We start from the raw sequence: 6,331 nt of genomic DNA, 5'->3' as shown, positions 1-6,331 counted from the left end.
GTCAGCAACGAGTCATTAGCTGAGGAACACTTATGGCTTGATGAGGAAATTTATAAAAAGGACGGGGCGAGTAAGTCACTCCCTCAGCTGGAAATCACGGCACGAACACGATATTCATTCAGAGCGCAGTGTATTGATTGAGGGCATGGCGCGTCGTTAGTGCCACAATGCCTAAAGTGTTTTCGTTTAAATTTTTTATTTATCAAAAATCATGCCAGTCAAGACTGTTTTTTACTTTTTTTTGTTGTTATGATGTCGCTGCAAGTACTCTACTTTTTTATTTTCTTCTGTGGGTATTTTTCCCCACACGCCAATTCCTTTAATCTCCGATACGCAGCATCAAGAAGATAAGTCCTTGCTGGGTAAGGCTTATCGACGTTTTTAATTCCTGCATGCGTTTTTTACTTATCCACAATTTCTGTGGATATCTCTGTGAATACATGGAGGATATGCAAGAGTTTCCAGTACTTAGGACAATGTAGCATTTGTTTGCAATGCGCTCTGAAAAAAAATGGGGTTGTAAGGTATTTTTTGAGGTGTATCTGCTGGAAGGGGAGACTCATCTCATGCATCATGCAGTGACGAGTCCTTTATGTCTTTGAGTAGTTTCCCACATCCTTGTGGAAGGCATCATCCGTGATACCAAGACAAAAGTCCGTTTAAGACATCCATTGTCGTTACTCAATGTAACTATAGCAAAGAGGGAGCGCGTATACCTAAAGAGATCCCTGTGCTCTGATACAAGAGATTTCTTATAGTGGCGTGAGACATTTGGGGCGGGAATTGGTGTTGCTAACGAATAGGCACTACGGGATGAGGGATTGCCAGGTGATGGGTTTCAATATAAGACCAGCATTCATGTCTGATTTTTAGGTGTTCATTAATGGTGAGGGACGATAAAATAGATACTTCACTCACGTCTTGCACCTCTAATAGAGCAATGCTTCCCAACTGTGGGTCTTGCCACTGCATGTGATGGTCTGGCAAAAAATAGTTAAAAGAGACGCGTAGGGTTTGGCAAAGGCCATCGTCTTTAAAAAGAGTGGTTGTAAAGGTGTGTTCGGCCATTGGTTTTATGTTTGTTGCGTAGTAAACGTATAGTATACATGAGGTAGTTGATGTTTCGATTTTTTATAAGTTTTTTTCTTTTTTGTTTGACCAATGCAGGTGGGGCCTCTCCGGCTAATTTTTCGCAAGCCAAAAAAATTGCAGGAGAGGTGTTTGCGCAACATCCCATGACGATTTATTGCGGCTGTGCATTTAGGGGAAAGCACATTGATTTGGCCAGTTGCGGTATGAGTGACGCACTGATGAAAAAACGAGCGCATCAATTAGAGTGGGAACACATCGTTGCGGCAGAGCATTTTGGCCAGCAGTTTGAATGTTGGCGAAAACCATTGTGCAGTAAAAACGGAAAGCCCTATAAGGGCAGGGCGTGTTGTCAAAAAATAGAACCTCGTTTTAAAGAAATGGAAGCGGAGTTATATAATTTATGGCCTGAGGTGGGTGTGATTAATCAAGCCAGGTCAAATTATCGTTTTGGTATGGTTTCTTCATCAGAGCAGCAGTTCGGTTGCAACATCAAAATAGATAAAAAGAACCGTAGGGTAGAGCCATCCGATACGGCAAAAGGAATTGTTGCACGCGCTTATTTGTTTATGGAGCAGCGATATCATCTCAAACTAAGTGACAGTCAAAAACGAATCTTTATTGTATGGCATCAACAATTTCCACCATCAGAATGGGAAATAACATGGGCACAAGAGGTGGCACAAATTGAAGGGTATAAGAATGCATACATCTTAGGTTAATATTCACATTTTAAGCGTTGAATCCGTTGATTCAATGTGAGAGCGTTTTGATAAATTAAATTTAACTTCAGCATTTTTAATAGAGCAGCAGTAGCTGTTACGCATCAGATGTATCTGATTTGAACACGCCTTTAGTATAATTGGTGACGTAGGGGCGTGACAGGTGCCGGGATTAAAAGTATGTGAATTGCTGTTTTTACAACGAAGTAATTATTGCCAATAAATAGGGGGCTTGCTCATTTCGAGCCAGGCTGGATTATCCCAGGAAAAGCATATTTTTCACCAAGACGAATATAGACAGAAAATTGAAATGTCTTGCCGAGTTCATCAATTGAAATAACCCTATCTGTTTGTTCTTGAGCAATTTGAATCATGAATGGTTCATCCGTTTCGTCATCGAATAAAATCTCTAACCCACCCGGAATTAATGAAATCGATACGAATTTGCTTTGCCTCATTTCAGATAGTAGATGTTTTTGATTATCGGGTACTAGTAACCGTGCACATCCTGCATTCCACGTCAGATAAAACTCTCCCTCTTTAGCTGCTGCTGAGTCAAAATAATTGGTTCGTTGCAATATCACGCCGGTATTTTCGAATGTATACACTGTTAATTCCCTACCTAATTAATCGAGTTAAGTCTATCTGCGACATCGCAGTGTTCACGTATATTCATTAAAAGCGTTCTATGATTTCATGATATTGATCGGCTATCAAGCGATATTCCTCTGTCTTACTTTCCCCCTTTGCATGCATGGCATTGGCTTTTGATTTGAGTTGAACTGCCTTCACCAAATTCATTTGCAAGCCCTCCAAATCATCTCTATGTTTTATCCATACAGCAGCAGGTTTAAATAGTACCGAAGTTAATAGATGATAAACTGCATGAACATCTTCTTCAGCAACAGTTATGGAACGTTCCATATGTGCAAGAAATTGCATTCTGATAACTTCTCCCCATGCTTTTTGTTTAGAGGTTCCTGTCAACGTCTTAAGTCCAACTGCTTTTGCATGTTGTCGATTTTTTTTGGCCACGCGCAGGCATTTTTGATGATTTGGTAGTGAGGCTCTTGTTCCTTGAGAACAGGAAGAGCATACATCTTCATTCGATCTGGATTTAAATGTAGTGCCACAAAATTCACAAATACACAGATCGTATAAAGACATGATGAATGCTCTCAAAAGAATTAGTTCGATAGAGTGGTATGAATCACAAAATCACATTTAACTGATTTATATAAAAAGAATAGCAATCAATGTTGAGTCCGTCAACATTTGTTCTTAATTATTTAATTAACTCTGAAAGGTAGGTTTCAACTAAAAGATCGAGTATGTTCCCGATTTCTGAAATCTCAGTTCCATTGATTATTCGGCCATGGAGTTCTATTTTAGTTGCCGTCAAAATGTTAGCAGTTTCGGATTTTATCCAATATTTACGTTCAACTAATCCCGTTTTCTTTTTTTCAGCATTCGATTTCTTTCTACTTGAATTTAATTGCTGCGCACGAATAAGTGTGGTTTTTTTATTGCTGCTATCCTTTTTCATTTTATTTTCTGAGTATGTCATTGGGTGTATTCCTTGGCTCTTGATTTACCACGATATAAGTATAAAAAGTGGAACAATAAATGAGCTACTCATATTTGTAAATCCGGGTTCCATTATTTTGAGCCTCAATTGAGTGAGCCAGGTGTTACAGGTATAACGAATCATGTAGTGCACAGAGTATCGATTAGTATAACCTGTATTCAATGTGGCTATTTACGATGTGGTGTTACCTAGGATTAGGGCGTAACAACTGAAGTATCTTTCTGATTATGACTTGTGGATTTTGATTAATAGGCTAGTGACTCTAGAATCGTGGAGCGCTCAACACATATTTTTTCAAGTCCATAATCGTTCAAAACGGCTCCTACAAGCTCTATAAACCATTGTGGAGCAAGAGGATTAATAATTATTTTTTCAATGAGCATTTTGATATTAATGGCTACAACCAGTCCTTCAGGTGGATGCTCTTCTTTTAATAATTTATGATCCCAAATAAAGAGTCTAAATTCTTTTTCATGTTCAAATGCTTTTCTTTTTGACAATGCTTGTTCAATAACTAGTTCAGAAGTTCGTTCTTTTTTCGGATCATAATACGATAGTACAGAGCCATGAATTTTTTTTGGATCTGAGATGGCCTGAGCCAGGTTTGTGAAGCGTGTAACAATTGCCAATGACATGGTGTCTCTACCGTATATTTTCCATTGAGAGTCCGATTCACCATCATTTATATGCCAACAATTAACAAACATCGTTTTTCTTACTCCAAAATGCGACTCTTTATGCAACTTGTCCATGATGGGATCTGGGTAATCAAAATTTAAAGGCGAAGGAAGTCCTTCCCACGGATCGGCACTTAATAGTTGGGTTAGGGAAGGGAAGTATAAACTTTGGTTGCGAATCAGATAGGTAAATTTAGCAAAATCTAGATATCGCCAAAGAAGTTGATCTTGGTTTGGTACTTGGAGGTATTCCAAGTGTAAATAGGGCATAAATTTGTATTATTTATATTAATGATGAATCTGGAGCAGTATACGCCAAAGGAAAAATTATTCCCTTATCATAATCGTTTTTTTAGTTCTTGTTTCTGATTAAATATCCCAGAGAACTACGTGCTGCCTATTCAGCAGTAGATAGTGCAGTTCTCCAAGGATAAATTTACTATAGTACTTCCAAAAGTGGTGGTCAATAATAATTTTTTTCTTTAAGTACTATTTGAGAACAAAAGAAATTATAGTCATGAAGCTATTGCTCTATTAGAAACGTTTAATTTTTATTGATTCGACTGTATGTTGGCCTAAAACTGAGTATCTAATTACATGGATAAAGATGTGGTGTTAAGTTTAATTGTGACATTGCCCTTTTTTGAATAAAATGGAGGAGCTCTTGAAAATCTTGGATTGTTGGGTCTTTATCGAAAAATTCATTAAATTGAAGAACGGGAGATTTTTTGTTTTCATCGGTAAAGGGGGTTTCCTGATTGAGCCAATGAGGGTTTCCAACTAGATATAATAATAATCCTAGGGCGGCATCCAAAGATGCTAAATTGTAATACAATTCAGGTAATTCGAAATTCAATTCGTCAACAAGTGTAAACCCTCCTTTTTTAGTGCCAAGCTAAATTAGAGGTTTCCGGATTTCTATTTAATCGGTATTGGACAGGCGTCATACTATTTAAAGCTTGATGCGGTCGATCTTCGTTATATTCTTTGATCCATGCCTCTGTTATTTCTCTCACCTCCGTTAAGTTTCTAAATGCATACATATTTAATATTTCCGTGCGATAAGTTCGGTTGAATCGTTCAATATAGGAGTTTTGCGTCGGTTTTCCAGGCTGAATAAATTCAAGCTTAACACCATGTTCATCAGCCCATTTAAGCATCAACTTTGAAATAAATTCAGGACCATTATCCAACCGCAATTTTTTGGGATAACCTCTTACCTCTGCAATCCGATCAAGCTCACGAATTACCCGCAAAGAAGGTAGATTCAAATCGATGGCTATTCCCAACAATTCCCGATTAAAATCGTCGACAACATTGAAGGTTCGAAAGCGCTTGCCAGTCATCAATGAATCAGACATAAAATCAGCTGACCAAGTCTGATTTATAGTATCTGGAACTGCCAACTTATCAGGATAGCGATTCGGAAGTCGCTTTTTACCTTTACGCCGTAAATTCAGGTTCAGGGCTCGATAGATGCGATAAATACGCTTATGATTCCAAGTGAACCCTTCTTGTCTTAACTTATCAAACATCATTTGAAATCCATATGCAGGATAATCTTCTGCCAAGCGTTGTAGCTCCTCAATGACAACCCTATCTCGCATAATATCCGGCTTATAAGCGTACGTACTCCGGCTAATACCAACCACCTTGCAGGCTGTGCGTAAACTTGCTTGATGCGACGTCACGGCATAATCGACAAGCTCCCGCTTTTCGGCTGGTTTTAAAGCTTTTTTTCGATTATATCCTTGAGAATCGTATGTTCTAAACTGAGATTGGCATACATCTGCTTCAATCGACGATTCTCTTCTTCCAGGTCTTTCATCCGCTTAACGTCTGAAGCCTCCATTCCTCCATACTTCGCTTTCCAGTTGTAATATGTCGCATCAGAAATGCCATATTCCCGACATACATCTTTAACTAGACGTCCTGATTCTACGGTTTTCAGAATGGTAATAATTTGGCTTTCGCTATATCTCGATTTCTTCATCAAATTCTCCTCGGTACTTAATTATACCCAGAGAACTCTAATTTTGTGTGGAACAATTATAAGGGGGGATTACACAAGCTTCTCATACACAGCATGGCTTATGTGCTTATTTCTTGCAAAACAAAATCGCTGATAATAGGTTTGACTAAATAGCCCCCATACCCTAGCTGTATCAGTCCACTCAAATAGTTTTTCTTGTTCATTCTTAGGGGTTAATTCCATATAGCGCTGGTTTATCAGCATCATCGTCTACACCCCTTAT

Annotated in this window: 8 protein-coding genes; 1 reads left to right on the top strand and 7 read right to left on the bottom strand. The window is 38.4% G+C overall.

The annotated features are described in order from the left end of the window. Positions 1-792: 792 nt before the first annotated feature. Positions 793-1,068 carry a hypothetical protein gene (locus tag Q0495_RS07385; RefSeq protein ID WP_298624548.1) on the bottom strand — a complete coding sequence of 92 codons (276 nt, stop codon included), beginning with the start codon at positions 1,066-1,068 and terminating at the stop codon, positions 793-795. Between the two features lie 50 nt (positions 1,069-1,118). Here Q0495_RS07385 and Q0495_RS07380 point away from each other — a divergent pair, with 50 nt between their 5' ends. After that, complete coding sequence (locus tag Q0495_RS07380; protein ID WP_298624547.1) at positions 1,119-1,811, top strand: endonuclease; 693 nt, start codon at positions 1,119-1,121, stop codon at positions 1,809-1,811. A gap of 236 nt (positions 1,812-2,047) precedes the next feature. Here Q0495_RS07380 and Q0495_RS07375 read toward each other — a convergent pair whose 3' ends face one another. The 6 genes from Q0495_RS07375 to Q0495_RS07350 all read right to left on the bottom strand — a co-directional run bounded on the left by Q0495_RS07375 (position 2,048) and on the right by Q0495_RS07350 (position 6,315). Further along, the gene (locus tag Q0495_RS07375) at positions 2,048-2,419 is read right to left on the bottom strand and encodes a hypothetical protein (RefSeq protein ID WP_298624545.1); all 372 of its coding nucleotides are present in this window, start codon (positions 2,417-2,419) and stop codon (positions 2,048-2,050) included. A gap of 67 nt (positions 2,420-2,486) precedes the next feature. Then, positions 2,487-2,978: a hypothetical protein gene (locus Q0495_RS07370; RefSeq protein WP_298624543.1), complete on the bottom strand. Its 492-nt coding sequence runs from the start codon at positions 2,976-2,978 to the stop codon at positions 2,487-2,489. A gap of 118 nt (positions 2,979-3,096) precedes the next feature. Continuing rightward, positions 3,097-3,378 (bottom strand): hypothetical protein, encoded by a 282-nt coding sequence (locus Q0495_RS07365; RefSeq protein ID WP_298624542.1) that lies wholly within the window; start codon positions 3,376-3,378, stop codon positions 3,097-3,099. Positions 3,379-3,644: 266 nt separating this feature from the next. Further along, positions 3,645-4,346 (bottom strand): hypothetical protein, encoded by a 702-nt coding sequence (locus tag Q0495_RS07360; RefSeq protein WP_298624541.1) that lies wholly within the window; start codon positions 4,344-4,346, stop codon positions 3,645-3,647. A gap of 614 nt (positions 4,347-4,960) precedes the next feature. After that, positions 4,961-6,069 (bottom strand): IS3 family transposase gene (locus Q0495_RS07355; protein ID WP_298624539.1). Its coding sequence is split into 2 segments (ribosomal slippage): positions 4,961-5,817 and positions 5,817-6,069, totalling 1,110 coding nucleotides; the frame shifts between segments, so codons are not numbered across the junction. A gap of 69 nt (positions 6,070-6,138) precedes the next feature. Next, complete coding sequence (locus tag Q0495_RS07350) at positions 6,139-6,315, bottom strand: hypothetical protein (RefSeq protein ID WP_298624538.1); 177 nt, start codon at positions 6,313-6,315, stop codon at positions 6,139-6,141. Between the last annotated feature and the right edge of the window lie 16 nt (positions 6,316-6,331).

Source organism: uncultured Legionella sp., assembly GCF_937871865.1.
Taxonomy (GTDB): Bacteria; Pseudomonadota; Gammaproteobacteria; order Legionellales; family Legionellaceae; genus Legionella.
Note: the sequence above shows the minus strand (reverse complement) of the source record. Positions and strands in the feature narration are given on the sequence as shown.

Coding starts and splice junctions, on each gene's coding strand:
- Q0495_RS07385 (WP_298624548.1), bottom strand. CDS start 1,068: ATGGCCGAACACACCTTTACAACCACTCTTTTTAAAGACGATGGCCTT.
- Q0495_RS07380 (WP_298624547.1), top strand. CDS start 1,119: ATGTTTCGATTTTTTATAAGTTTTTTTCTTTTTTGTTTGACCAATGCA.
- Q0495_RS07370 (WP_298624543.1), bottom strand. CDS start 2,978: ATGTCTTTATACGATCTGTGTATTTGTGAATTTTGTGGCACTACATTT.
- Q0495_RS07365 (WP_298624542.1), bottom strand. CDS start 3,378: ATGACATACTCAGAAAATAAAATGAAAAAGGATAGCAGCAATAAAAAA.
- Q0495_RS07360 (WP_298624541.1), bottom strand. CDS start 4,346: ATGCCCTATTTACACTTGGAATACCTCCAAGTACCAAACCAAGATCAA.
- Q0495_RS07350 (WP_298624538.1), bottom strand. CDS start 6,315: ATGATGCTGATAAACCAGCGCTATATGGAATTAACCCCTAAGAATGAA.